This is a genomic window from Nitrosomonas communis (assembly GCF_900114745.1).
Lineage (GTDB): Bacteria > Pseudomonadota > Gammaproteobacteria > Burkholderiales > Nitrosomonadaceae > Nitrosomonas > Nitrosomonas communis_A.
Genome location: NZ_FOUB01000020.1, coordinates 1 through 25,511, shown reverse-complemented (window position 1 = coordinate 25,511; position 25,511 = coordinate 1). Strand labels below are relative to the sequence as shown.

The 25,511-nt window shown below is 43.1% G+C and carries 24 protein-coding genes and 3 tRNA genes; 19 read left to right on the top strand and 8 right to left on the bottom strand.

Going from position 1 to position 25,511, the window contains the following annotated elements:
• Window positions 1-13 precede the first annotated feature (13 nt).
• Both BM122_RS09325 and BM122_RS09320 read right to left on the bottom strand, forming a co-directional pair.
• On the bottom strand, window positions 14-850 hold the full coding sequence (locus BM122_RS09325; RefSeq protein ID WP_371264907.1) for a DsbC family protein: 837 nt from the start codon (window positions 848-850) through the stop codon (window positions 14-16).
• 160 nt (window positions 851-1,010) lie between these two features.
• Window positions 1,011-2,183: a UbiH/UbiF family hydroxylase gene (locus tag BM122_RS09320; protein ID WP_074905313.1), complete on the bottom strand. Its 1,173-nt coding sequence runs from the start codon at window positions 2,181-2,183 to the stop codon at window positions 1,011-1,013.
• Window positions 2,184-2,301: 118 nt separating this feature from the next.
• Between BM122_RS09320 and BM122_RS09315 the strand changes: the two genes are divergently transcribed.
• Window positions 2,302-2,377 (top strand) — tRNA-Met (locus tag BM122_RS09315).
• 740 nt (window positions 2,378-3,117) lie between these two features.
• Window positions 3,118-4,656, top strand: coding sequence for a murein biosynthesis integral membrane protein MurJ (murJ, locus tag BM122_RS09310; protein ID WP_074905312.1), 1,539 nt, complete (start codon window positions 3,118-3,120; stop codon window positions 4,654-4,656).
• A 22-nt stretch (window positions 4,657-4,678) separates the two neighbouring features.
• Here murJ and folE2 read toward each other — a convergent pair whose 3' ends face one another.
• The 4 genes from folE2 to BM122_RS09290 form a co-directional block, all read right to left on the bottom strand.
• Complete coding sequence (gene folE2, locus BM122_RS09305) at window positions 4,679-5,494, bottom strand: GTP cyclohydrolase FolE2 (RefSeq protein ID WP_074905311.1); 816 nt, start codon at window positions 5,492-5,494, stop codon at window positions 4,679-4,681.
• 220 nt (window positions 5,495-5,714) lie between these two features.
• Complete coding sequence (gene dxs, locus BM122_RS09300; RefSeq protein ID WP_074905310.1) at window positions 5,715-7,559, bottom strand: 1-deoxy-D-xylulose-5-phosphate synthase; 1,845 nt, start codon at window positions 7,557-7,559, stop codon at window positions 5,715-5,717.
• 46 nt (window positions 7,560-7,605) lie between these two features.
• Window positions 7,606-8,499: a polyprenyl synthetase family protein gene (locus BM122_RS09295; RefSeq protein ID WP_074905309.1), complete on the bottom strand. Its 894-nt coding sequence runs from the start codon at window positions 8,497-8,499 to the stop codon at window positions 7,606-7,608.
• Window positions 8,489-8,755, bottom strand: coding sequence for an exodeoxyribonuclease VII small subunit (locus tag BM122_RS09290; RefSeq protein ID WP_256211976.1), 267 nt, complete (start codon window positions 8,753-8,755; stop codon window positions 8,489-8,491). Before BM122_RS09290 ends, BM122_RS09295 begins: the two co-directional genes overlap by 11 nt.
• 408 nt (window positions 8,756-9,163) lie before the next feature.
• On the opposite strand from BM122_RS09290, the gene BM122_RS09285 reads away from it, so the two are divergent.
• The 12 genes from BM122_RS09285 (at window position 9,164) to BM122_RS09235 (ending at window position 20,226) form a co-directional block, all read left to right on the top strand.
• On the top strand, window positions 9,164-9,628 hold the full coding sequence (locus BM122_RS09285; RefSeq protein WP_074905308.1) for a hypothetical protein: 465 nt from the start codon (window positions 9,164-9,166) through the stop codon (window positions 9,626-9,628).
• A gap of 135 nt (window positions 9,629-9,763) precedes the next feature.
• A complete protein-coding gene (locus BM122_RS09280; protein ID WP_256211975.1) occupies window positions 9,764-10,978 on the top strand; it encodes an N-acetyltransferase in 1,215 nt (404 codons plus the stop codon).
• A 302-nt stretch (window positions 10,979-11,280) separates the two neighbouring features.
• A complete protein-coding gene (gene lptF / locus BM122_RS09275; protein WP_074905307.1) occupies window positions 11,281-12,357 on the top strand; it encodes an LPS export ABC transporter permease LptF in 1,077 nt (358 codons plus the stop codon).
• Entirely contained in the window at window positions 12,354-13,418 is a 1,065-nt protein-coding gene (lptG, locus tag BM122_RS09270; RefSeq protein ID WP_074905306.1) for an LPS export ABC transporter permease LptG, read from the top strand. Before lptF ends, lptG begins: the two co-directional genes overlap by 4 nt.
• Before the next feature lie 33 nt (window positions 13,419-13,451).
• Window positions 13,452-14,675 (top strand): CDP-alcohol phosphatidyltransferase family protein, encoded by a 1,224-nt coding sequence (locus BM122_RS09265; protein ID WP_074905305.1) that lies wholly within the window; start codon window positions 13,452-13,454, stop codon window positions 14,673-14,675.
• Entirely contained in the window at window positions 14,650-15,651 is a 1,002-nt protein-coding gene (locus BM122_RS25035) for a diacylglycerol/lipid kinase family protein (RefSeq protein WP_074905304.1), read from the top strand. The genes BM122_RS09265 and BM122_RS25035 overlap by 26 nt, the downstream gene beginning before the upstream one ends.
• A 12-nt stretch (window positions 15,652-15,663) precedes the next feature.
• Window positions 15,664-16,635, top strand: a complete 972-nt coding sequence (locus BM122_RS25030) for a hypothetical protein (protein ID WP_074905303.1) — start codon at window positions 15,664-15,666, stop codon at window positions 16,633-16,635.
• Window positions 16,636-16,669: 34 nt separating this feature from the next.
• A complete protein-coding gene (locus tag BM122_RS09250) occupies window positions 16,670-17,317 on the top strand; it encodes a DUF2959 domain-containing protein (RefSeq protein WP_074905302.1) in 648 nt (215 codons plus the stop codon).
• A 277-nt stretch (window positions 17,318-17,594) separates the two neighbouring features.
• Window positions 17,595-17,882, top strand: coding sequence for a hypothetical protein (locus BM122_RS21615; RefSeq protein ID WP_083398429.1), 288 nt, complete (start codon window positions 17,595-17,597; stop codon window positions 17,880-17,882).
• Window positions 17,883-18,062: 180 nt separating this feature from the next.
• On the top strand, window positions 18,063-18,434 hold the full coding sequence (locus tag BM122_RS21610; RefSeq protein ID WP_143083381.1) for a hypothetical protein: 372 nt from the start codon (window positions 18,063-18,065) through the stop codon (window positions 18,432-18,434).
• A gap of 38 nt (window positions 18,435-18,472) precedes the next feature.
• A complete protein-coding gene (locus BM122_RS21605) occupies window positions 18,473-18,913 on the top strand; it encodes an AAA family ATPase (protein ID WP_083398427.1) in 441 nt (146 codons plus the stop codon).
• Between the two features lie 932 nt (window positions 18,914-19,845).
• Complete coding sequence (locus BM122_RS09235; RefSeq protein ID WP_074905300.1) at window positions 19,846-20,226, top strand: VOC family protein; 381 nt, start codon at window positions 19,846-19,848, stop codon at window positions 20,224-20,226.
• Window positions 20,227-20,441: 215 nt separating this feature from the next.
• Here BM122_RS09235 and xth read toward each other — a convergent pair whose 3' ends face one another.
• On the bottom strand, window positions 20,442-21,236 hold the full coding sequence (gene xth / locus BM122_RS09230) for an exodeoxyribonuclease III (RefSeq protein WP_074905299.1): 795 nt from the start codon (window positions 21,234-21,236) through the stop codon (window positions 20,442-20,444).
• A gap of 328 nt (window positions 21,237-21,564) precedes the next feature.
• Here xth and fdxA point away from each other — a divergent pair, with 328 nt between their 5' ends.
• Window positions 21,565-21,888: a ferredoxin FdxA gene (fdxA, locus tag BM122_RS09225; RefSeq protein WP_074905298.1), complete on the top strand. Its 324-nt coding sequence runs from the start codon at window positions 21,565-21,567 to the stop codon at window positions 21,886-21,888.
• A gap of 184 nt (window positions 21,889-22,072) precedes the next feature.
• On the opposite strand, the gene BM122_RS09220 is transcribed toward fdxA, so the two are convergent.
• Window positions 22,073-23,170 (bottom strand): transglutaminase-like domain-containing protein, encoded by a 1,098-nt coding sequence (locus BM122_RS09220; protein ID WP_074905297.1) that lies wholly within the window; start codon window positions 23,168-23,170, stop codon window positions 22,073-22,075.
• A gap of 72 nt (window positions 23,171-23,242) precedes the next feature.
• On the opposite strand from BM122_RS09220, the gene BM122_RS09215 reads away from it, so the two are divergent.
• The 4 genes from BM122_RS09215 to BM122_RS25960 all read left to right on the top strand — a co-directional run bounded on the left by BM122_RS09215 (window position 23,243) and on the right by BM122_RS25960 (window position 25,217).
• Window positions 23,243-23,923, top strand: coding sequence for an alpha/beta hydrolase (locus tag BM122_RS09215; RefSeq protein WP_074905296.1), 681 nt, complete (start codon window positions 23,243-23,245; stop codon window positions 23,921-23,923).
• Between the two features lie 131 nt (window positions 23,924-24,054).
• Window positions 24,055-24,129: transfer RNA gene (locus tag BM122_RS09210), tRNA-Gly, on the top strand.
• A gap of 105 nt (window positions 24,130-24,234) precedes the next feature.
• Window positions 24,235-24,308 (top strand) — tRNA-Cys (locus BM122_RS09205).
• A 600-nt stretch (window positions 24,309-24,908) separates the two neighbouring features.
• Window positions 24,909-25,217: a tyrosine-type recombinase/integrase gene (locus BM122_RS25960; protein WP_074905295.1), complete on the top strand. Its 309-nt coding sequence runs from the start codon at window positions 24,909-24,911 to the stop codon at window positions 25,215-25,217.
• The last annotated feature ends 294 nt before the right edge of the window (window positions 25,218-25,511 follow it).

Genomic DNA, 25,511 nt, shown 5'->3' with positions numbered 1-25,511 from the left:
ATTCTCATTGGCTCTATTTTTTTCCCGCGTCATTAAGTCTTTTCTCGATCTCTTCTGCTGGAATCATGCCGGATACAACTGATCCATCGGCAAAGATAAGCGTTGGTGTTCCGTTTACTTTATTTTTCTGTCCTGATTGAAGCAGCGTATTTAACGGCGTTTCGCAGTCTTTTCCCGTTGGCGCAATACCCCGTAGCATAAAATCATCCCAGGCCTTTAGCCGGTCAGCCGAACACCAAATTGCTGTTGCTGTTTGCATTGAGTTTTTTAAGATAGGATAAAGCAGTGTGTAAATGGTGATATCGTTTACTTTGGCAAGCTCGGCTTCCAATTTTTTGCAATAAGGGCAATGTGGGTCAGAATAAACGACCAGCGTGCGCTTTCCATTTCCTTTAACTGCCTTGATCCCCAGTTCCAATGGTAAAGTATCCATTGCTATTCGTCGTGCATCTCTGAGCTCCTGCATGCGTTCGCTAGTTAAACTCACTCGCGTTTTAGTATCGACTATATGTCCTACGAAAAAATATTCTGCCTTCTCGTCTGTGTAGATTATTTCTCCCCCAATCACAACTTCATACAAACTCATATAAGGCGTTTTGCGAAGACTTTCGATCTCGCTACCCGGAAAATGTGCTTGGATCATTTTTCTGAGCTGCGTTTCATCAGCGAAGGCGTAATTGAAAATAAAGCCTAACAGCAGAAACATAAAAAATTGATGTAAACGCATGATTATTTTGCTCCTGTTTAAAAAATTAGGATTCGGTATGCTCATTTGATCTAAATTCCTCAGCTCATCGCTGATTTTAGGTGTTAACATTATGATTATTCTAGCTCTTAAAAAAATTTTCACACTCACCTTTTTGATGCGATCGCTTCAGGTAGTTGCATAATTTACGAGCACATGACCGTGTTATAACTTCTCGGAGTAGAGGGATTATTCCACTTTATAGCTTCTCGCCCTGCACGCATAAAACTGTACACTTCATTCCATCCAATTGAGGGATCTAGGTTTAACTGAGTGCATGCTGCATCAGTCTGTTTTTTAATAAGGGCAAGCGATTGGCAATTTCAAAACCCAAGTTTCGTAAACGAATCAATATAGGGTCTGGACTGCTAAATAATTTTTGTAGACCATCGGTTACAAATTCCATCGCAAGAATATCCTCCTTACGTGCTCGCTCATAGCGACGCAGTAACATAAAATCACCACAATCTGATTGTAAGCCTCGATTCATTAGAATGGCAGCTAATTCACGTGCATCACGCAAGCCTAAATTAACGCCCTGCCCAGCTAGCGGGTGAATACCATGTGCAGCGTCACCAATCAGTACTAGCCGTGGTTTAGCTAGTGTTTTGACATGTACAAAATTCAGCGGGAAGCCTACTGGCTCAGTCACCAACTGGAATTTTCCAAGTATATGGTTGGCAGCTTCCGCTACCTGACAGCATAATGCTTCATCGGATAAGTCGCGTAATTTGCTAGCCTGAGATTCATTTGCTGACCATACCATAGATACCCGTTTATCAGGCAATGGCAATAATGCTAAAACACCATCTCGCCGGAACCACTGATATGCAGTGTTAAAATGAGAAATTTCAGCACTAAAATTGGCTACAATACCTATTTGGTGATAGGCATGCTGTGCCGCCTCGATTTTTGCTTGCTTCCTTACCCATGAATTAACACCATCTGCGCCTACGACTAAAGCAGCTTGTAGCACGCTGCCATCCGCCAGCTGTATATCAACTCTGGACTCATGCCAAACAAGCGAAATACATTGGGCTGGACAGAAAACTGTCACACTCTCATCAACTATACTAGTAAGTGCGTTCCAAACAGCAGTTTGTAATTGCCGATTTTCAGCAATAAACGCCAGCTCAGATAATCCACTTTCATAAGCACTAAAATCAAGCCTCGCTGCGCCATCATCGCCGAACACCTTCATCTCGTAGACGGGTGTAATACGTGCAGCTTCTACTTGTTGCCATAAGCCTAGCGTTTGAAGAAAAGCAGCACTACCTGGACTGATAGCATAAACTCTGCTATCCCAGCTCGTATCATTTGGCAATGGAGCAGGCAAGCGCGATTCAATCAGCGCTATTTTCAAGCCACTTCCTTTAAGTGCTACGACTAGGCTTGCACCCACCAAGCCACCACCGATCACAACAATATCGAATCTCATGATGGAATTATACAGATGCTTTATCCCTGGGAATACAGCAAATATGTAAAAGAAACATTAAGTCAATCTTGACAGCATTCCCACTCCAAAGGCAAAATGCACGTTTTATGCTATATATGGCGAATTAGCTCAGTGGTTAGAGCAGCGGAATCATAATCCGTTGGTCCGGGGTTCAAATCCCTGATTCGCCACCATCTCTTATCAATAAACAAGGGCTAAGCGGCCACTATAGATTATAGATATCGTAAACACCACACAGACGTGACCGTTTAAAGAGTGCCTAGCCTCGCCAATTTAATTTAGTTTAGTATTCACCGTGCTAACACAGCAGAATTTCCACAAGTAGTAAAAAAGTGGCTCATTAACCAGTAGAATAACTTCTATATACCAGCTTATTTGATGTAATTCCACTTCCAAATCAAAAATGACGCAAAGGCGAGTCGCAGACAGTATGAATAATACGGCAAGGTGAAACCGGCAAAGCTAGTTTTGATTTTGAAATGGAATAAGGTGTGCCAAAATTTTATATTATTGGGATATTAATTCATTAGTTTTGGGTACTTCTAAAACTCACTATCAGCTAGAATGAATGCAAGTAAAAATAATATGCAATTGCCACATTAACATCAAAACTCGCAGACTGACTTTATTACATAACCAGAAAATTTATTAGACTAAAAATACTTAACCATTAAGTAAATATAACCAATGACAAAAATAGCTGCAATAATGATGACAATTTTTTTCAGCACCTTCTATCACCTCTCTAGTTAATTATTAACAGAATTTTTAATATTTTAACAATAAATACCAACGGTGCTTTATCTTTTGGCTATTGTTGACAGGTAATTGTTAAATCAGACAGAGAATCACTTTATAGTCAAACAAGCTGATCTTCTTATTTAAGGTCAATTTATTTATACCATTCAATCAATTGAATCTACTTAGGGCGCTCGTCGCAGTCAGCAGCATGACATTAATTTCACGCATCCTAGGATTCTTGCGTGATGTACTCATCGCTAGAATCTTTGGTGCAGGAATGGCAAGCGACGCTTTCTTTGTGGCATTTCGTATTCCCAATCTCTTACGTCGACTATTTGCAGAAGGCGCTTTTTCACAAGCATTTGTTCCTATTCTTGCTGAATATAAAAACCGCCGCACTGAAAATGAAACACGCGACCTGATTGATCATGTTGCGACATTATTGGGAATTGCACTATTTATAGTAACGCTGGCCGGGGTGTTGGCTGCACCGCTCATCATTTATGTCAGTGCTCCAGGATTTTCAGTCGATCAGGAAAAATTTGCATTAACAATCGAACTACTGCGCATTACTTTTCCCTACATTTTGTTTATTTCTTTTGTCGCACTTGCAGGAGGGATACTTAACACCTATAGCAAATTCTCAGTGCCAGCATTTACTCCAGTTTTATTGAATTTATCATTCATCGGCTGTGCGATTTGGCTTGCACCTCTGCTTGATCCTCCCGTCCTTGCCCTAGCTTGGGCAGTATTCCTCGGTGGCATACTGCAGCTTGCGTTTCAAGTCCCATTCCTGATACACCTAAAACGAATGCCCCGTTTTCATCTGAAATCAAAGGATACCGGCGCATGGCGCGTGCTCAAACTAATGGGGCCAGCAGTTTTTGGGGTATCTATAGGGCAGATTAGCATGTTGATCAACACCATTTTTGCTTCATTGCTAGTAACTGGTAGCGTTTCGTGGCTTTACTATGCTGATCGGTTAATGGAATTTCCCGCTGGCCTCCTCGGTGTCGCACTGGGAACCATCTTGTTACCATCATTATCGCGCCACTACGCGAGCCACAATAACGAGAAGTACTCGTACCTGCTGGATTGGGGTTTACGATTGACTTTCCTGTTGACATTACCAGCAGCCGTAGCACTGGCATTGTTAGCTACACCGCTTATTGCCACGCTCTTTTATCATGGCGCTTTTACAGCTGAAGATGTCTGGATGACCCGCCAAGCGCTTCTCGCCTACAGCATCGGCTTACTCGGGCTCATTCTGGTAAAAGTGTTAGCTCCCGGTTTTTACGCACGACAAAATATCAAAACTCCTGTCAAAATTGCCGTCATCACACTCGTTGCGACTCAATTAATGAATCTTGCTTTTATCTTTCCATTGAAGCATGCTGGATTAGCATTGGCTATCGGCCTGGGTGCTTGCCTTAATGCAGGGTTACTCTACTATAAGCTACGCCATCATGATATTTATCAGCCGCAACCCGGTTGGGCAATATTCTTACTGAAAATTTTAACAGCACTAGCCATAATGAGCGGCACTCTGTGGTATGCGGCAGGTAGCGACCTATCCTGGTTACAAAATACTGCGATGGAGCGCGCACTACGCTTGGTCCAAGTCGTTTTCCTTGGTGCTGTTGCCTATTTCGCTGCCTTATGGATACTAGGTTTCCGCCTGCGTGATTTTGCTCGACAAGGAGAAGAATAATATTGATAGTTAATTAGCAAGTTTAAGTATGGGGCAACTCGTTGCACTTATCCTGTTCGATCAATGCATAGGCAGAATGATTATGAATGGACTCGAAATTCTCTGATTCCACCACATAGGCATCAATACGATCATCACTATTCAGCACTTCGGCTATATCACGTACAAGATCTTCGACAAATTTCGGATTGTCATAGGCTCTTTCAGTGACATATTTTTCGTCTGGCCGCTTGAGCAGACCGTAAAGTTCACAAGAAGCATTCTCTTCGGCTATTTTAATAATATCTTCAATCCAGACAAAACTATTGGTACGGACCGAAACAGTTACATGAGAGCGTTGATTGTGCGCTCCATATTCTGAAATTTTCTTGGAACATGGGCAAAGGCTAGTCACCGGAACGATCACTTTCATAGTGAATTCATAGTGATTCTGTTTAATTTCACCAACAAAAGTTACTTCATAATCCAACAAGCTTTGTACACCAGAGATGGGGGCTGATTTGTTAACGAAGTAAGGAAAGGTCATTTCAATATGCCCAGAATCGGATTCCAGCCTGGTTACCATAGCCCGCAAGATATCCTCAAATGATTCAACGGAAATCTCGCGTTCGTGGCTATTCAATATCTCGACAAATCGAGACATATGCGTACCCTTGAAATTATGGGGTAAATTGACATACATATTGAATACTGCAACGGTATGCTGCACGCCACCATCTTTGTCGGCTACTTTGACTGGATGACGAATGGCTTTAATACCCACTCTGTCGATTGCAATACGCCGGGTATCCAACGAACTTTGTACATCAGCAATCGAAAAATCAGTTTGTTTGTTCATGGTGATTCCTTTTGGAAAGATAGAGACAACCTGCTTCACTACTGAAAGCCTTCAAGAATGACAACGTATGTCAGGTCTAAAAGAATTAACCAAAACTGAGTAAGTGCTTTTTGGTCAGACCTTCCTTTACAAAGTTGGTTCTAAGCATGAAAACCATAAAAAAAACATCAATAGAAATCATCAGCTCACTCAGGTGGAGTCATGACATATACTTTACCAGCTATTCGGATAGCCTAGCTCGGATGGATCTAATGACACCCATTTTGTCTAAGCCGCAATCAACCAGCATTTGTGCAGGATCTCCCTGATCAAGGAAAAGATCTGGCAAGCCTAGCTGAAGTAGCTTAACGATCATTTTTTTGTTTGCCAGTGATTCCATCACAGCACTACCAGCTCCACCCATAATGGTATTCTCTTCAATGGTGACCAGCAATTCATGGGTAGCCGCTAACTCTAACACCAAATCTTCATCCAACGGTTTGACAAACCGCATATTCGCAACGGTAGCATCCAATTCCTCCGCTGCCTCCAGACAGGGGGCTAGCATACTGCCAAAAGCAAGCAAAGCGATTTTGCTACCTTTACGGCGAATCTCTCCACGACCTAATGGTAATACTTGCATCTCTTTTTGTATCTTTACGCCAACTCCTGTCCCGCGTGGATAACGTACCGCTGTGGGCGTGTTCATTTGGTAAGCAGTATAAAGCATTTGACGGCATTCATTTTCATCGGCAGGTGTCATAACCGCTATATTCGGAATGCAGCGTAAATAGCTTAGATCAAAGCTACCTGCATGGGTAGGTCCATCAGCTCCCACTAATCCCGCACGATCAATGGCAAAAACTACTGGTAAATTTTGAATGGCCACATCGTGAATCAACTGATCATAAGCGCGTTGTAAAAAAGTTGAATAGATAGCCACAACCGGCTTCAACCCATCACATGCCGCACCAGCAGCAAAAGTCACCGCATGTTGCTCAGCAATTCCCACATCGAAGTAGCGATTCGGATATTCCTGGGAAAATCTGACCAAGCCTGATCCTTCGCGCATAGCAGGTGTAATACCAATCAAGCGTGGATCTATAGCTGCCATATCACACAACCAATCGCCAAAGATTTGCGTATAAGTTGGGTTACTACCAGATTTGGAAACAATGCCTTGACCTGGATCAAATTTCCCAACCCCATGATATAAAATCGGATCCTCTTCAGCTGGCTGATAGCCAGCACCCTTGCGCGTAACAATATGCAGGAACTGGGGCCCATCCAGATGTTTGATATTGCTCAGCGTCGTAAGCAGCACATCCAGATCATGCCCATCAATTGGACCGATATAGTTGAAGCCAAACTCTTCAAACAACGTACCAGGAGTCATCATTCCTTTTACATGCTCTTCGGCACGCCTAGCCAACTCCAGAACAGGCGGCACTACACCCAATACCCTCTCACCGGCACGACGAGCCGTTGCATAAAATCTACCAGACATCAGCTTGGCTAAATAATTATTGAGCGCCCCGACTGGAGGAGAAATGGACATATCATTATCGTTCAATATCACCAGCAAATTAGCATCCATTACGCCAGCATTATTTAACGCTTCAAATGCCATACCTGCACTCATGGCCCCGTCGCCAATCACAGCAATCGTGCGCCGTTTTATACCCCCTAATTGTGCGGCCACTGCCATCCCTAAAGCAGCACTGATAGATGTGCTCGAATGGGCCGTACCAAAGGCATCATATACACTCTCATCCCGTCGCGGAAATCCCGCAATGCCGCCGTGCATGCGCAATTTAGCCATTCCTTCACGCCTACCAGTCAATATCTTATGAGCATAGGTTTGATGACCCACATCCCATACCAGTCGGTCACAGGGCGTATTGAAGATATAGTGCAGCGCAATGGTTAATTCGACAGTACCGAGATTCGACGACAAGTGCCCGCCAGTTTTTGCCACGGATTCAATCAGAAATTGACGTAGCTCATCAGCAAATTGTGGTAGTTGTTTACGCTCCAGCTTTCTTAAGTCAGTGGGAGCGTTAACACGATCAAGTAATGGGTACATGCAAACTTAAATAGAAATTTAGCTGATTAAAAAGAAAAAATCAGGATTAGAACTCACGCTGAACAATGAAATCTGTTACCTGCAATAATCGATGAGTAGATTTTCCTAGATGTTCAAGTGCTTGATAAGCATCATGCTGCAGCGCTTTAGCTAATTCACGAGCCTGCTTCACGCCTAAAATGCTGACATAGGTTGGTTTGTTTTGCTCGGCATCTTTACCTGCGGTTTTGCCCAATGCCGCAGTCGTTGCTTCGGCATCAAGCACATCGTCTACTACCTGAAACGCAAGACCAATACACTTAGCGAAATGATCCAAGCGATTCAGCTGCTCTTCGCTTAATTTATCACCACAACATGCTCCCAGCATCACTGCTGCACGTATAAGTGCCCCGGTCTTATGAATATGCATGAATTCAAGCTCTGGCAAAGTCAGCATCTTGCCTACACTCTCAAGATCAATCGCCTGTCCACCGGCCATTCCACGTGATCCAGCTGCTTGGGCGAGTTGCTTGATCATTTCCAGCTGCTTTTTTGGATTCTCTGCCAAACTGAATTCAGCCATTAACTGAAAAGCCAAACTTTGCAGACTATCTCCTACTAATAATGCGGTTGGTTCATCATATTTCACATGGCAAGTAGGTTTACCGCGCCGCAACGTATCATCATCCATACAAGGCAGATCATCGTGGACTAGCGAGTAGACATGGATCAGTTCTAACGCTGCAGCTACAACGATTACACGCGATTCTTCTGCTCCATTCAGTTCTCCGGCGGCAAAAGAAAGCAATGGACGAATTCTCTTCCCTCCACCAAGTACTGCATAGCGCATCGCCTCGTGCAAGCGCTTCGGCGCATGATTTTCCGCAGGAAGTTGATTTTGTAGGTAAGACTCTATTAGTAACTGATGGCTTTTAACCCAGCCTTGGAAATCAGCGTTCATCGATACCTAATGTAGAAAAATCTTTCAGCATATCTGCCTCAAGAACACGTATTTGTTGCTGCGCATTTTGTAACGTAGTCTGACAATAATGCAATAATTCCACTCCCCGCTTATAAGCTGAAAGTGAAGCTTCCAACGTCATTTGTCCTGCTTCCATTGCGGAGACAATGGCTTCTAGCTCAGTCGATGCTGCTTCAAAACTATCTGGCTGTGGTGGGGTTGCTGTCATAACTGCTTCGTTGGATTTATTTTTCATGCTTCTTTCTTCTTTTACTTTTCCAGGAGGGCGAAGGAGAACAGTTTGTTAGGTCTACTTTGCTTAAAAACAGACAAAATATCGCAATCAGTATAACTCGGTCAATCCTATTTTAACCTTTCCTGGTGTTCTTATCATAAGGATTTAATAAATACCCGATTAATCAAACTATATCAATCTCTCTCGAAAACTTATTCCATCCAGCTTTTTTTGTATACTATATCTTTGTATAGCTTGATTCAAACAGCAATTGTCGAGGTATATCATATTGATCCGTGCGCTATCCTATGGCAATATCGACTACAATTTCTCTTAACAAGCTTGAGCAAAGCGCTTAATCTTCAAAGAATTTAGTATTTTGTATTTATATTTTCTAATTTAACCAATACGTTAAAAGTCGAGGAAATTTTGGATAATTATCTAGATCAAATTATCAAGTATTTCATCATGGTACCGTTGTGGCCATTTACATTACTTGGCTTCATCATCGTTATTGCCATTGGCGTCGAAATTATTAATCGTCGACGGCGAGCAGATACCGTAGACTATTATGACACTACTTTCAGAGCGGAACTTGCTGGCTTATATCCAGTTCCCACGCACTGGCCGGAAGATCTCTCGGCTCATTTACGAACAAGATTACCTGTCATGCGCGAAGCTTTTGAAAGTCTGAAAAGTTTTATTCCCCAAAATCAGCTGCGTGATTACAACATCGCCTGGAATAAATTTTATGATTTTTGTCGCATGAATGGTGCAATTGATGAAAAGCAAGCTGATACAACATCGCCATCTGGAGCAGAGCACGATGCAAAACAAGTCTTTCATCAGCTTGTAACCGATCTGTTGTCCTATACTGATCAATTTAAACGGTAAAAGCAAAAAAAGTTTTCTATAAACTTGATCTGAATTAGGCAAATCATTGAAAACAGACAAGCTTTAATGGCAAGCTTGCCGACATTTACTCCGGTTTTGTTTATTCCATTCAACATCACCTGACATTATGAGAAATTGCCATATGCGCTCATTGCTCTTGCAATATTGCATGAAACTGCCGATCCGCTTTATATCATGAGTAAACAAATAGATCGGCAGAAAAATAACCTTATTTACATGCATACTGTCACATCCTACCGTGAGATGAGCACATTTATTGACATTCCCTGGCAAATATATGCAAATGATCCTATGTGGATACCTCCCCTTCGCTTGGAACGACGCTTGCATTTTTCCAGATTTAACCCTTTCTTAGAGCATGCAAAGTGGCAAGCCTGGATTGCTTATAAAGGTAAACAACCCGTGGGTAGAATCAGTGCACAAGTGGATACGCTTCACAGACAACGTTATGGCGCAGATACGGGGCATTTTGGCTCGCTGGAATGTGTCAACGACAGCGAGGTCTTTGTCAAACTCATGCATACCGCCGAAATTTGGCTTGCTGAACAGGGCACACGTCATGTAACTGGACCTTTTAATCTTTCCATCAATCAGGAATGCGGTATTTTAGTAGAGGGCTTTGAGACACCACCAGTTGTCATGATGCCGCATTCACCTAAATGGTATGGTCCGTTACTGGAACAATGCGGTTACCAGCCTGCCAAAGATCTCCTAGCCTATTGGATTGCAGTTGATTTTGAACCACCTAGAATCATGCGTACGGTCATTCAGAAATTCTCAAAGCAAATCAAGCTGAGAACTCTACGCCGCGATAAATTTAGTGAAGAAATGGAAATATTGCGTGATATTTTCAACGATGCCTGGTCAGAAAACTGGGGATTTGTCCCTTTTACCCAATCTGAATTTGCTGAGCTGGGTAACAGTCTACGCTGGCTAGTCCCAAGTGAATATATCCAAATTGCGGAAGTAGAGGAAGTTCCTGTTGCATTCATGGCAGCCCTTCCCAACCTTAATGAAATTTTTGCCCAACTTAATGGTAATTTGTTTCCGACAGGCTGGCTTCGTTTAATTAGGCAGCTAAAATCCAACAAGGTTCAGACTGCCCGCATTCCGCTAATGGGTGTGCGCAAACAATTCCACAATACGCCGCTTGGCATGGCTCTGGCTTTTACGGTGATTAATGCGCCGAGAGAAATCGGGATTGCCAGAGGAATCAAAAAAGTCGAACTGTCCTGGATACTTGAAGATAACAAAGCTATGCGCAATATCCTCGAAAGTATTGGTGGTAAAGAATATAAGCGATACCGACTTTATAAAAAAGCACTCTAGTTGATCAACGCAAGTCCTCTTAGCCTTTAATGACGAAACCTTTGGCTAAAAGGTAGTACTGAGAACTATCCGCTTTTTTATTTGATACTTACACGCTGCAAATTGTTTCAGTGAAAATAGGTTTTATGTTCAGACGATTACTCTACCCTTTCTACGGGTAGAAATTGATGCTGATAAACTTGATGACTGGTTGCTGATAAAATCTTATTTAGAGAATGGCTAGATAACTGCCGTGGTTGAATGCTTGGTTATGCGGCCCTCCATTTAAGCCAGATCAATATTTACAAAAATAAACCGATTTAATGAAAATCATCGAGAAATACATCACACGAGAGCTGCTCTTCCCTTTTTTCACTGTACTCAGCATTCTTGTGGGGCTTTTCGTTAGCTTCAGTATTGCTCGATTACTGGCTGGCGCGGTCACTGAAACACTCGGTATGGTCGCCATGCTTCAACTAGTGATGCTAAAAACGATCATTGCTCTAGAAGTGTTGATCCCTATCTCATTCTATGTTTCTGTCATTTATGGATTAAGTAGAATGAGCAGGGATCAAGAAATGAACATATTACGTTCTGTCGGATTCAGCGATTACCGTGTTCTTTATACAGTATTATTGGTTGCGGTTCCTGTAGGCATCATGAGTGGTGTGCTCTCACTTTATGCACGCCCCTGGGCTTATGCTGAAACCTATATTCTCAATGCGCAAGCTGAAGCTGAACTCAATGCCAATCGTTTCCAGGCAGGACGTTTTTATGGCAGTGAAAAGAGCGGTCGCGTGGTTTTCGTACAAGCCAAGGATGATTCTAGCATGCGCCTGGAAGAAGTATTTCACTTTATCAAGAAAGACGGTATCAGCGAGATTGTAATAGCAAAGGAAGCCATTCAACGGCAACAGATATCACTAGAACAGCGGCCGCATATCGAATTATTTGAAGGCTATATTTATCGCCTTGCCTACCCAAAAGATAGCGATAGTGCAATTCAATATCAAAAAATGATCTATTTTACTGAAAACGAGCAATCAAAGTGGCATCGACGCAAAGCTGCACCAACACGTATATTATGGGAATCCGAAAGAGCTCATGATATTGCAGAGCTTCAATGGCGGCTTTCTCGTCCAGTTGCAACTATTCTGCTGGCTTTGATTGCTGTCTCGTTTACGCGCCTTTCTCCTCGTCAAAACAAAAGCGACAAAACCTTTCTGATTGCCGCCACCGTGTTTGCTATTTACTATAATCTCAGCGGCTTGGCTCAAACATGGGTAGAACAAGGTGTGGTCCCCGCAATACCGGGTATATGGTGGTTATATCTCCTGCTTTTTATTATCGCTGGACTGCTTTTGCCTGGCTCAAGACAAAAATTGTTTAGAAAACGATGAAAACTGCCTCCCGTTATATCGCCAAACAAATAGTAATGGCTATGGCCATCGCTACTCTAGTGTTATTACCGTTATTCAGTTTCTTCGATTTATTGGAGCAACTCGATGATGTCGGCAAAGGCACTTATCAGACGAGAGATGCCTTTCTGTATGTTGCCATGCTGATGCCACGCCGGTTTATTCAGATTGCGCCCTTTATCGCTCTGCTGGGCACAGTTGGTGCGCTAGGTAAATTAGCCATTAATCTCGAATTAGTGGCCATACGTGTCGCAGGATTGTCACCCGCCCGGCTTAGTATAGTCCCTGTTGGCATTGGGATGACATTAATTCTAATCATCGCTGTGATGGAGCAATTCATCGCTCCACAACTTCAACAAAGAGCTATTGCATTGCGGGCTACCGCAATGGAGAAAACCGCTGAGCTTGGAAAGGGGCTTGGGATCTGGACACGCAATGAGCATAATATATTACGTATCGGTGAAATCCTGCCTGGAAATATAGCAGTTGATGTTGAAATCATGCATTTTAATGAGCAAAACTTGCTTGCTTCGCATACGCACGCAAAGTTTGCGGATAATCTCAATGATGAATTATGGCGATTAAATGATGTGACTGTCAGAACATTCACAGAAAAAAACATTGCATTAACCACTGCCAGCACCGTAGAGTGGCAATCCTTTCTTAAAGCGGAAGATATTTCTACATTGGCCAAGCCTCCCGAGAGCCTTTCCCCGGTTGAGTTAATACGACATACAGAATTTCTGCAAGAGACTGGCCAGAAAGCCGATGCATATCTCATGGCTATATGGCGCAAAATAGGTAACGCGCTCATGATCATTGCCATGATATTACTTGGCATTCCCTTTATTTTCGGTTCGGTCCGTGAGGGGTTGGCAGGTAAACTGACGCTGGCTACCGTGATCGGAGTAGGAGTTTATCTACTCGACCAAATCATTGCTAATGCTGGCTTGTTGCTACATTTGAATCTAGTATTGACATCCATCCTTCCCAGTTTAATCCTCATTACCTTGACCATTCTGTGGTTGCGGCGAATTTATTAATTCTTCATCTCATTTCAATTTCAATCTTAGTTCATGTCGACAACTTATATTTATATCCTCGGTGAAAGCGAAACCAGCCTCTGGGGACTGAGTGGCCGCGAACGGCTGCTACGTACGGCAGCATCTCTCAAACAAACCCATCTGACTGATAACCCAGCAGACATTCCGGGCGATGCGCCTGCACTGCTGCTACGCGCCGATCATTTATATGATACTAGGGTGATAGCTGCTTTGATCAACTTGCAAGAAGACATCATATTATATAGTCAAGGCGGCATGGCCGTTGCCATACGCACTGTCGGAAAAAATGTTCCCACCCTGCTTGAAGCCTTAAGTAAGGAAAATATGGAAACATTCTCTAATATTAAGAAATACACTCTGAAAGATTTACAGTTAGGTATCCAGCAGAACCTGAAGAAAAAAGAGCACCCTTATATACTCTTGATTAGCTGCGCTGCTCGAGAGGCACTTGAATGGGAATTGTTCGCAGGATCTTATAAAGGCGTAACCGATCTCGTCACCAAATGGTTATGGCCAATACCTGCATTTTGGGCAACCCACCTCTGTGTGCGCTGGAAAATAATGCCCAATCAGGTAACGCTGTTCAGCCTGCTATTAGCAATTTTTGCTGGAGTTGCCTTCTGGCATGGTTACTATGCAAGTGGCCTGATCATGGGATGGTTAATGACTTTCTTAGATACTGTGGATGGAAAACTGGCACGCGTTACGCTTAGTTCAAGCCGGCTGGGCGATGTAATGGATCATGGCCTGGATATTATTCATCCACCGCTATGGTACTTTGCCTGGGGGGTCGGTTTAACGACAACTGCAGTCCCACTAGCGAATCTGGAATTATTGGTCTGGCTGATATTTGTGGGTTACATTGGTGGACGTATCTGTGAAGGGTTATTCGAATTTTGGCTTGCGCCTTTTGTCATGTTTATGTGGCAACGGATTGATTCGTTCAATCGCCTAATTACTGCCCGGCGTAATCCCAATCTGATTCTAATGACTGCCAGTTGGCTTGCTGACCGACCAGATATCGGGTTCTTATTGGTCGTTGGTTGGCATGGCTTATCCACACTTTTTCTCGCCTGGCGGGTACTTGTTGCCTGGCAAACCCGACGCCTAGAGGGATCACTAACATCATGGATGGAAGCAATTGACCCAATACGAGACAGACAACAGTTGGCTGTCAAAGTATTCACCCGCGTTCCTCTTGCCGAGAAAAATGATAGTGCCATTACGAATCCATAGCCTGGAAACAGGAACAGCCCGTGTCGGACTGATTCTCAATCCATTGGGCGGAAAGGCACGCAAACGTCATAAGCTGATCAAGCAGTTACTGGCGGAGATACCCGGTATTCACCAGTGGGTGGTCACGAATGCCGCAGATTTCGACACTTCGGTAAAAGCACTCATTCAGGCAAAGATTGACTGGCTAATCATCCTTGGGGGGGATGGCACCTTCCAGGGAATACTCAATCGCCTCTATGCTTGGTTACCGTCTGAACAATGGCCGGTTCTGACTATTATTCCTGGCGGAACGACCAATATGACTGCACTTGATCTGGGCATCCGCGGCAAACCGGATCATATCCTGCGTCGCTTAAAACACTATCTGCAGCAACCTGCTCCACGTTCAGCTCCCGTACTTGTTGAGCGACCGGTATTGTGTATCGAACAAACAGGACGGGAAAAAATCTATGGCATGTTTTTTGGGCTGGGACTGATTGCGCGCGGAGTCAAATTCTCGCGCAGCCCAATCAAACAAATAGGCATTACCGGAGATATTTTTACGACACTCATCGTATTGCGCTCTTTATTAGGCACCTTTCTGGGGCAGCCGCAGCCCGAATGGGCACCGGTGCAAATCACTATCGAAGACGAAACAGGAACAAGGCGCGAGGAGCGCTATTTATTAGTTCTGGTCAGTGCGCTGGAACAGCTATTGATGGGCATTCGACCTTATTGGGGATATGAATCAGCACCTCTGCATGTCACTTTTGTTCGACAACATAGCAAAAAGTTCTGGTGCTCGATTTTGCCGTTAATCACAGGTCGTGGACATCGCCTCAAGAAGGAAGACGGCTATGTCAGTTATAATACTCAGGTGCTGGAATTATCGCTGGATGATGAGTACATCGTAGATGGCGAGCTGTTTCATGCCTCGCGCCAACATGGCCCCCTACGTATCTCGGCTAGTGGACCCATTACCTTTCTCGTACTGTAACTTGAGTTAACGATGAAAAAAAACAAAGTACTCCACGCTGAGCAACCACCCGCGCCGCTGGTAGAAATTATCGCTTCACAAAATGCCCAAACAGTCTCGCCTGATTTCGAGTATCTGGCTGAGGCAATTAAACAGCGCTTTGCTCACTCGCTGGATGCCATCATCCTGTATGGCTCCTGTCTACACACCAGCAATCTATCTGAAGGCATCGCCGATTTCCACGTACTGGTCAATGATTACCGTAATGCCTACGCTAAGCGCTATCTGGCTTACCTGAATGCCTGGCTTCCTCCCAATGTATTCTATCTGGAAGTCACCCAGCAGGAAAAAATCTTCCGTGCCAAGTATGCGGTCTTCTCAACCACCGATTTCGAATACGGCAATCTTTACTGGTTTCATCCCTATCTCTGGGCACGCTTCGCTCAACCGGCGCGATTACTCTATGCGCGCAATGATTTCATCCGTCAACGCGTCAATGTGGCTATGGCGCAAGCAGTCGTAAAATTCCTGAAATCCAGCCTGTTAGCACTTGAAGCACACGCATTAAATACTGAAGAAATCTGGACTCAGGGTCTGATGTTAACTTACGCAGCAGAACTACGCGCCGAACGAATCACGCGTGCACGTCACCTCGCTCAGCTTAGTCTTAATAATTATGAACGGTTGACGGCTGCCGCCTTGCCCGCTTTAAGCGGCCTGCTGACTGTTCAAACCGATGGGCATTATTACTGTCAGGCCACGCCATCAGATAACCGACGAGCCCGCTTGTACTGGCGTCTCAGGCGCTGGCAGGGAAGAATTCTCTCGATATTACGCTTGAGTAAAGCCACATTGACATTCCATGACTACCTCAACTACGCTGCGTGGAAAATAGAACGCCATAGCGGTGTTCGGGTTGAAGTTACACCCATGCTACGACGCTACCCGATCCTGTGGGGATTCAAGGTCATGTGGCAAATGCTGCGGCGGGGGATCCTCCGTTAATTTTTCATTGACTGATTCTTTTGAGGAAAACATCATGATGAGCTTATCTCGCTTCTTCGCTTGCTTGCTACTATTTTCTTTGGCTGCTTGCTCCACCCTCTATTACAGTGGGTTGGAAAAAATCGGAATTCCTAAGCGCGATGTGCTAGTGCATCGAGTGGAAAACGCGCGTGACACCCAGGAAGAAACCAAAGAGCAGTTCAAATCAGCTCTGGAGCAGTTCACCGCCGTGACCAACTTCAAAGGTGGCGACCTGGAAGTAGTCTACAAGAAATTAAACAGCGAATATGAAGCCAGCGTCGCCAAGGCAAACGAAGTCAGCGATCGCATTGCTGCCATCGAAGATGTCTCTCAGGCATTGTTTGACGAATGGGAACAGGAAATCGCCCAATATTCTAACGCATCACTCAAACGCAGCAGCCAGCAGAAGCTATTAGCCACCCAAGCGCACTACCAACAGCTGATCACCACCATGAAAAATGCAGAAAGCAAACTTCAACCGGTGCTAATGGTATTCAAAGATCAGGTCATGTACCTCAAACATAACCTGAACGCACAAGCAATCGCCTCATTGAAGGGAGAACTAGGTACACTCCAGTCTGATGTATCCTCACTCATTAGTTCGATGGAAAAATCCATTAATGAAGCCAATGCGTTTATCAAGACTATGGAGAAAAAGTGATTAAATAAGTTCTGATCAACGATTAACAAATAGTAACGTTATTTCAAAGCTGCACTTCACTCAGATTGAACAGGTCGCTTTATTCTTTTATAAAAATCCAGAACAACTGTCTTTATGGCTAGCCTGAGCTCTAATTTCTTTAACGAATGCAAGATATAACTTTTCTAGATATTAGATAACAAGATGCATTGTAGGAGCGGCAAAAAATGAAGTTTACCTTTAAAAATCTTGGTGCAGTTGATCATGCTATACTTGAGTTGTCACCGCTGACTATCGTATGCGGACTCAACATACTGGCAAGACTTACGTCACTTATGCTACCTATGCTCTATTGGCGAAATGGCGAGGATTGGTAGAATGGACTATCCCGAATACTGACATGCGCAGTTTGCATGAAAATGGCGTACTAAAAGTTAATCTGCAAGACAATTTTGTTGCGCACTGGGATGAAATACGAAAAAAAACATCTGAAAAATGGAAAGCCTATCTGCCCTTTGCCCTAGCAACGCCAGAACAAAGATTTGTGGATACTACTCTGTCATTCGAAATCCCTCTAACTGACTAATGGATCTATCGAAATTATGAATCAGAATCCATTAGTGACCAAGGAAAGGTCATATTCACTGCAAAAAAACCCGCGGGACAACCTGAAATTGAGGTTGCTGCACTTCGTGAACCCGGAGAGTCACCATGGCCTCAATACACTCTGGAAGAGTTTGTCCGGCAGGTCATGTTGGATGCAGTATTGGATATTTATCTACCTAATATTTTTATGGCAAGCGCCGAACGAACTGGCGCAGCTATTTTCAAGGACGAATTAAATCTGACGAAAAATAAAATTGTTGGCTTACTTTCCCAACTGGAAAAAGACAAGGCTCAACAAATTACTCCAGCCGCATTGTTCGATGCAGTTTACAAACGTGGCTACGCCCTGCCAGTGGACGACAATGTCCGCTTTGTCAATCGACTTCAATCCCTGGAAGATAATACCGGCAAGCTAATAAGCGAACACCCTGATCTACTGGAGGATTTCAAAGAGATTGCCGGTGGTTTCTACACCACCACTAAGGATGGCAACACCTATTTTATCCCCGCGCCCCTCGCAACACAAAACTAGCATTAACTGAGGCCTCCAGCGCGGTACGCTCCCTCCTCGTGCTTTGGTATTGGCTCAACGGCATCGCTGCTAAGGGCAGTATGCTCATGATTGACGAACCTGAATTAAATTTGCACCCTGTCAATCAGCGAAGAATGGCCCGTTTCCTTGCCAAGCTAGTCAATACAGGGGTTAAAGTATTCGTCACAACCCATAGCGATTACATCATAAAAGAGTTCAACACTCTAATAATGCTTAATCGGAGGCTGCCGCATTACATACGGATTCAGAAGGATTTCGGCTATCAAGAAGCTCAAATCTTAGCTCCCGAACAAGTAGCCCTTTACATGACCAAAAACATAGGCACTAAACGTAAGCCAAAATATACTTTAGAACGAGCCAAAATCGCCCCCCACCTAGGGCTTGAAGCAATTACCTTCGATGACAGTATCGACGAAATGAATCAAATCCAGGATGAAATACGTTACGGGGGAGAATAAATGCCTAGCGAAGGACTTACTGTGTTAGGTCAGCTTTTTGGGCGGAACCGCCTACACTTAGTCAAAGATGGCTGTGTCATAATTGAAGAAAATGGAAAACAGGCTTCCCTCAAAAAATGCAAATCGATGGCGTTGGAACTACCGCAGTTGCTTTATGCTTTGACAAAGCGGGGCACAACACACCCTTCTCGGATTGACATAGCGTTCGCAAGGCCTGTGATGCTATATTGTTCTGTCGTTTAGAAAATGATGGTTACATTCTTTGCTTTGACTTAAAATCTGGGCAGCCTTCAAAAAAAGATTACATAGATCAACTCAAGAGTGCGCAGTGCTTCGTTGATTACACGGTCTCCATTCTCCAAAATTTCCACCAATTAGATTGCAGACATTGGCAGAGACGGTTCTTTGTGTTCCACGACGCTAGCAAGAGCAGCATTCGCAAGGAATCTGGGAAACTTCCTTTGTTAAATAACAACCCAAATCAACCATGGATTTATCCTGTCAGTAATGGCGAGCGTATTTATTTGCGCAAATTATTGGGACGGCCGCAATGACTCAATAAATGCTAAAATATAGCTAAAATAGCAATAAAGCAGCCAAAGACGGAGATATACATCCTGCTCTGGAAGAGAGCCTAGAAAAACATAATATGCCATATACTGTAATTCTATCGCCTTTTTAAGAACATCAAAGAGTGAGAGCAAAGTGGAACCTGCGAGGATAACTTTATAATCGGTCCTCACCTCTTCTAATGACGGACATGAAAACCTGCTGCATATCAATTTCTCATTTTTTAGTTGCTATCCTTAACTACCTTCAGTAGTCTAGATAAGGTACTCGATAACAGACAGCATCAGTAGTTCATAAAAAGTCAAGGATCCTGAACTCATTCTTGTGTTAACACATGATTTGCATTTTTAGGAGATATTCAAATGAGCAATAATCCAGTTGGATGGTTTGAAATCTACGTGCAAGATCTCGAGCGGGCTAAGCGTTTTTATGAAGCTGTTTTTGAGGTTAAGCTGGAACAGCTTAACTCTCCTCCGGAAATGAAAATAGAATTATGGGCTTTTCCGATGGTAAAGGATGAAAAAGGAATAACTGGCGCATTGGTCAAGAAGGAAGGCGTTTCATCCGGTGGAAATAGTGTATTAATTTATTTTACGTGCACTGACTGCGCATTTGCGGCCGCTCGTGCGGCCGCTTCTGGAGGAAAAATAATGCAAGAAAAGAAATCCATTGGTCAATACGGCTTTATTTCTTTGGTGGTTGATACCGAAGGCAATATGATTGGTCTGCATTCGATGGAATAGTGTTATTCTGGAAGAGATAACTCAGAAATATCTCAGGGTCGGCAAGCGCACTGAAACGCTTCTGAATAAATCCCTATGCTCGCTATATCACTATGCTCGCAACAGAGGATAATCAGCTCATTGATTTCTGATTCAGCTTACGCGGAAACACTCAATTAGGACTATTCGAATCTTTCCGGACCGAACCTGACCAGAACAGTTACAGGATTATCCGGTTAGCTGCACGATAGAGCTTGCTCCAAGTTTTGGGCAATTTCAACTATAACGGGACTATGATCAGAAGGCCGTTCCAATTTTCTGGGCTCCTTATCGATCATGCAGCTTTTACAGATACTGGCCAGCTTATTGCTGAGCATGATATGGTCAATACGCAATCCTCTGTTGCGGCGGAAAGCGAGCATGCGGTAATCCCACCACGTATATGACTTTTCTGGCTGATCAAATAAACGAAAACTGTCAACGAAACCGAGCTTCAATAATTCCTGGAAGGCATTTCTTTCGGACTCACTGCAAAGTACCTGACCTTTCCACAAATCGGGATCATGCACATCTCGATCTTCCGGCGCAATATTAAAATCTCCAAGCAAAGCTAATCGTGGATATTGCTCCAGTTCCTTGCTGAGCCATTGGTTCAATGCGTCTAGCCACATTAACTTATATTGATACTTATCCGATGCAATACTTTCCCCGTTGGGCACATACACACAGACTACGCGTACACCTCCATAAGTCGCCGCGATGATTCGCTTCTGGCTATCATCCAAATTGGGAATTGCCATAACTACATCAGCTCCATTTTGCCTACTTAATAGCGCAACGCCATTAAACATTTTCTGTCCGGTATAAATGGATTGATAGCCAAGTGCTGCAATCTCAGCGGCCGGAAAAAACTCGTCTTGCAGTTTGGTTTCCTGTAAACATAATACATCTGGCTGATTGGCCACTAACCAGTTAATGACCTGCGGCAGGCGAACTTTTAGTGAATTAACATTCCAAGTAACGATTTTCATAGTTTTCATTTTTATTATTCATCTGTTTCTGCAGAACACATGATATCCTCTGCATGCGACTTGTCACAATGCACAGCATAAAATTCATTAATTCAGCAAGTTATTCAAATAAGTATAAGATATTTTTAATAAACATGAGTCAATGCAATAACCTTGCATATTAAAAATTACCAAGTGTTCTGCTTGTGAAACATTAAATTAATGTACTTTTATAGTGTTATTCTGACTCTCTCTTTAAGAAGGCCACTGACAGAGTAGTAGAGCCCCCTCAATTTCTGATAAAATTCAAGATTCTGAATCTTATAAGTACCACGCAAGGAATTCCATCATGACTTATGTAGTAACCGAAAGTTGTATCAAATGTAAATATACTGATTGTGTCGATGTATGCCCGGTGGATTGCTTCCGCGAAGGTCCCAATTTTCTAGTAATTGACCCTGATGAATGTATTGACTGCACGTTATGTGTAGCTGAGTGCCCTGTGGAAGCGATTTATGCTGAAGATGATGTCCCTGACAATCAACGCGGTTTCATTGCCCTTAATGAGGAATTATCTAAAATTTGGAAACCTATCATCGAGAAAAAAGATGCGCCGCTGGATGCTGATGAATGGGCCACTGTTAAGGACAAACTGGATAAACTAGAGCGCTAACTCGTATTTAAGTATACTCTAATGCCGCCTTACTCATTATTATCTGTTCAACGGCATCAGCAGAAATCAATATTCAAGATCATCAACACTCATTGCCCCTGATGAGCCTTTATAAGGGGCAATGAATTTATCTAGCAAAAAGGCACTTTCTCATTATCCTGTGCACGAGTTTTTTTCTGATTATCTAAAGTTTTGCTCCTGTACCAATCAATGCTGCTGACGCAATTTTATATGAAAATGCCTGTGGATCAAGGCTATCCAATTGCTTTCCATCTATTTCAGCATGTGGATACAGGAAGAATGGTACTTTTCCTGCTTTGCTATTCTGACCCAAGGTAATATTTTCTCCATGGTTAAAAGCTACCCAATTCATTTCCCAAGTGCCGAACAATTTCTCTCTCAATGTGTTGATTTGCTCATGACTGCGAGGCAAGTTATCTAATGCGATGACTTCACACACACCAGCCGGATCAACGGGTACCCAGCCAAGACCGGCAAGGTAAAACTCCGCACGACAATGCTGCGCTGTACTGATATCACCAAACTTACCTAAATTTTTGTTCAACACTGATTCGTCCATCCGGATACCAAATTGCTGCCGTGCAGGAATGCCTGAGGCGCGCGCCAAGCCAACGAATAAGGCATTAATGTCCGCACACTTTCCTTTCAGGTTTCCACTTGCCAGCATCTGCTTAATATCGCCCTTTCCTCTACCACGCACGCTCTGGTCATGTGCAGCATTGTCAATTACCCAATCGTAAATAAGCCTAGCTTTCTGCAAAGGAGAACTGTTCTTACTCTCTTTGGTAATGGAAGAAGCGGTTTGGTGCACAATCCCATCTAATGGCATTTGTTGCGTAGATTGCAGGAAATGTTTGATATTGTCATGAATAATTGCTTTGGCTGGTACATTATAATGTTGTAGATCAATTTGTCGTTGTGCGGTCTTGACGATGCTGCTCACTGTGGCAAGGCGCTCACCACCACTATTCCATTCAGCATAAAATGCTGGAAAATTCGTTTGAGGAAGGGTATAAAACTTTGCTGATTTAGCGTTACCATTCCAAACACTTCCTTGAGTAAACTGATAAGACGTGTCGTTGGTATCCGGCAGTGGTAACCAAAGACGTGCATTCTTGCCCGTTGAAGGTAAAGTCACTTGATATGACAACCGATAACTGCGCCATTTACCAGAACTCGTGGTTTGCGCAAAAGTTGATGGAGTGATAGGAAGCAAGGTAATACTTGCACCGATCAATTTGATAAAATCCCTGCGTTTCATGCACATCTCCTGTAACCTGTATAGCTTTTGAAAAACAAATTTTATTATTAATCGAATCAATCAGTCTCTATCATGCCCACCCCTTTATCACAGCAACTTCCTGCAATTGAGCTAGAAACAGGCGCACAACCAACTCATTCAATTTTATGGATGCATGGGCTTGGCGCTGACGGTAATGATTTCGTGCCTATTATACATGAGCTCAAGCTACCACCTGACACCGCAATACGTTTTATTTTTCCTCATGCACCTAAACAACCGGTAAGCATTAATCAAGGCTTTATTATGCGTGCATGGTATGACATTAAGCTTCCAAATTTAAATCACTATGAAGATGAAGCAGGTATTCGTCGCTCCCAACATGCAATCACAGCACTGATTGAGCGAGAAAATCAACGCGGCATTTCTTCTAACCATATTGTATTAGCTGGATTTTCTCAAGGAGGCGTCATGGCTTTACAGGTTGGCCTGCGTAACCCAGACAAATTAGGAGGCATTATGGCGCTATCAAGTTATCTACCGTTAGCGCATACCCTTGCCAAGGAAACACATAATGCTAATATCTCCACCTCCATTTTTATGGCGCATGGCAGCCATGATCCTATTGTACCGATCCGCCTAGCGAAAACTTCCCGGCAACAACTAGTAGAGGCCGGCTACCAAGTCGAATGGCATGAGTATCCAATGGAGCATTCTGTCTGTTCTGAGGAGCTCGCCGATATTAGCAAATGGCTACAGCAAATCTTGCGATGATACATTGAATCGCAAAATAACGGTTTAAGGAAGACTTGATTCATGCGTTTCTTGACAAAATATACAGCATCTTTATAATCCTCTCTTTATTTCTGAATTGTGTTTGCTGTTAGTACGTAGAACTCAAAATTGCGGGAATAGCTCAGTGGTAGAGCACAACCTTGCCAAGGTTGGGGTCGCGAGTTCGAGCCTCGTTTCCCGCTCCAATATCGAGATAAATTGGATTTTTTAGCAAATAGATAAATAATCCATATCATATTATTCATCGTGGTGTTACGATACAGACCACATTCTGATTATAAAAAATGAATGGCGGGGTGGCAGAGTGGTTATGCAGCGGCCTGCAAAGCCGTCTACGCCGGTTCGATTCCGACCCCCGCCTCCAAAATCCAGCTTATTTTGATTGCCAGGATACTGAAATTGTTAGACATAAGGAACTTAAAATACGTGTGTACCACACGTGTATTCGGATTATTCCTGATTAATTATCAATTAGTTACCTGAATTATAAATTCCTCGATTCTTTGCTATTCATACTTCACTCACAGTGAGGTGAAATATGGCAACAGTCCGTAAGCTTGCATCAGGCAAATAGAATGCTCAAATCAGACGTAAAAGACATTCACTTATCTCCAAATCATTCTTGTTCAGAAAGATGCTTATATCTGGATTCGTAATATAGAATCAGAGATGGATATAGGCATTTTTATAAGTTGTAGCCGTGCAGAAAATACCACCCTTGCTGAAGTACTGATTCGTTATAGGGATGAGTAATCCCAGCAAGAAAGGCAGAAGCAGGGAACTAGGCCGAATCAATATATGGCTTAAGCATCCGCTTTCTAAATGCACCTTATCTTCATTAACTTCTGCTGATTTTACTAAATATTGAGATACACGCTTAAAGGAGGTGGCAGCAGGAACCGTCAGGCTAGAACTTGCTCTCCTTTCGCATTTACCATTGCCAAGAAAGAATGGAATATACTAGTTGATAATCCATTGTCCAATATTCGCAAGCCCATCCAATGCTCGCACGAGCCGATTAGAAGAGGATGAAGAAGAACACCTGCTCATAGCCTGCAAACAATCACGAAACCTGCTTCTTAATTATCTAGTTGTCTTAGTAGCTATCGAAACAGGAATGAGACTTGGAGAATTACTTAAAATAGAATGGCAACATGTGAATTTAGTGAAACGTACTATTTTTCTAGGTGATACCAAAAATGGCAGCAATCGCACCTTTCCCTTGTCACACAGAGCAATAGAAGCTCTATCAATCATTTCTACACATATATAAAAATAAATTCCAATCCGCCGTGTATTTCTTCTTAAGTAGTTACTTTCAACATTTTATTATCTCACTTCTTCGCTTGGTTCTAACAAAACAAGCTTATTTTGCAGTTAAATAATCAGCTTATCTACTCAATAGTCATATACTATTTTCTCTTTTTATCAATAAGGGATTATTTTTTATATTAGATGCACATTCATAGCTCATTCAAAGCAATAGCTGTTCTTAATTTATGCCAAATAAATTCTAAAGTTATTAGCTTTATTGCCGATATAGACTGATTATTTTCAGAGAAAGGGG